Source organism: Flavobacterium sp., assembly GCF_049590715.1.
In the GTDB taxonomy this organism is placed as follows: Bacteria; Bacteroidota; Bacteroidia; order Flavobacteriales; family Flavobacteriaceae; genus Flavobacterium.
Genome location: NZ_JBAWDL010000121.1, coordinates 1 through 1,649, shown reverse-complemented (window position 1 = coordinate 1,649; position 1,649 = coordinate 1). Strand labels below are relative to the sequence as shown.

2 protein-coding genes are annotated in these 1,649 nt (G+C 54.6%); one reads left to right on the top strand and one right to left on the bottom strand.

Going from position 1 to position 1,649, the window contains the following annotated elements:
• Nucleotides 1-51: 51 nt before the first annotated feature.
• Nucleotides 52-1,116, bottom strand: coding sequence for a 3-deoxy-7-phosphoheptulonate synthase (locus WBQ70_RS05500; RefSeq protein ID WP_423911510.1), 1,065 nt, complete (start codon nt 1,114-1,116; stop codon nt 52-54).
• 118 nt (nt 1,117-1,234) lie between these two features.
• Here WBQ70_RS05500 and WBQ70_RS05495 point away from each other — a divergent pair.
• On the top strand, nt 1,235-1,649 hold a 415-nt coding region (locus WBQ70_RS05495; RefSeq protein WP_423911509.1), incomplete at its 3' end, for a DUF3500 domain-containing protein.

Sequence of the window (1,649 nt, the reverse complement as noted above, 5' to 3'; positions counted from 1 at the left end):
GTTCAACGCTGACCGGATGAACGTTTGGATTCGTGCGGGTTTTTCAAATCCTCATGATTCCCGTCGCTGGCGCACCGCGCTGGCGAGTTCTTCCAAAGTCTCGACGGTATCATCCCAACCGATGCATGCGTCGGTAACCGACTGACCATGAGTCGTGGAACCGAGATCGCCGACTAGCTTTTGATTTCCTTCGACAAGATTGGACTCGATCATCACCGACGTGATCACTTTGGAACCCGCCGCGATTTGATTTGCAATATTACGCGCAACCATCGGTTGATTGCGATAATCCTTCATCGAGTTCCCGTGCGAGCAATCGACCATCACGGACTCCACCAATTTTTGTTCCCGAAGCATCGCCGCAGCGGCGTCGATGTCCGCCTTTTCGTAGTTCGGGCCAGATTTTCCGCCGCGCAAAATAAGGTGGCAGGACTCGTTTCCAGCCGTGGAGACGATCGCAGAGACGCCTTGCTTCGTGACGGAGAGAAAATGATGCGGACGGGATGACGACTGAATCGCGTCGAGAGCAATCTGGATCGAACCGCCCGTGCCATTCTTAAATCCGACTGGCATGGAGAGGCCAGAAGCCAGTTCGCGGTGAATTTGCGACTCTGTCGTCCGTGCGCCGATGGCTCCCCATGCGATCAGATCCGCGATGTATTGCGGGGAAATCGTATCGAGAAATTCGGTTCCTGCCGGCACTCCCATGTTTGCGAGATCAAGCAGCAGGCCGCGAGCAATCCGTAGTCCTTGGTTGATATCGAATGAGTCGTCGAGATTTGGGTCGTTGATTAAGCCCTTCCAGCCGACCGTAGTTCGCGGCTTTTCGAAATAGACACGCATGATGACAAATACGTCCTTTTCAACTTTTTTTGCCAACTCCTTAAGCATCACCGCATACTCCATTGCGGCTTTTGGGTCATGGATCGAGCAGGGGCCCACGATCGCGAGCAAGCGATCATCTTCGCCACGCAGAATTGCATCCGCTTGAGAACGCGCATCCGAGACAAGCTCGGACGCCTGCTCGGTGAGTGGGAGGTAATAAGCGAGAACCGCGGGTGAAATGAGCGGATTCAAGCCTGTAATTCTAAGGTCGTCTGTTCGGTGGCGCGTCACCCGAGGATGCTTGACGGTGGATGCACGCCTAGGCAAGACGAAGTTTCATCCACTCCAGCCTTTCTTCAGCCAGACTCTCCTTGCGAGGGCCATCTGATCCTGCTTGGTTCTTTTTCCGATGAAACCAATTCTGCTCAGTCTGTTTTTCAGTCTGCCCTTGCTCGCGAAGGAACTTCCGCCTTCCGCAGCTTGTGTGACTGCCGCCGAGAACTTTCTTACCAGTTTGGACGCAGAGCAGAAAGCCAAGGCCTCCCTCCCATTCTCCAGCGATGAACGGGAAAATTTCCGCTATACCCCCCGCGACCGCGCAGGACTGCCGCTCAAGGAAATGACTGAACCGCAGAAGGCCGCCGCCATGAAACTGGTCGATTCCGCATTGAGTGACAAAGGCAAACTTAAGGCCACCCAGATCATGTCGCTCGAAAGCCTGCTGGCGGAAATGGAGAAAAATCCCGTCTATCGCGATTCAGGCCGCTATTTCGTCGCTATTTTTGGCACTCCTGGCGACGTGAAGGGCTGGGGCTGGCGTATTG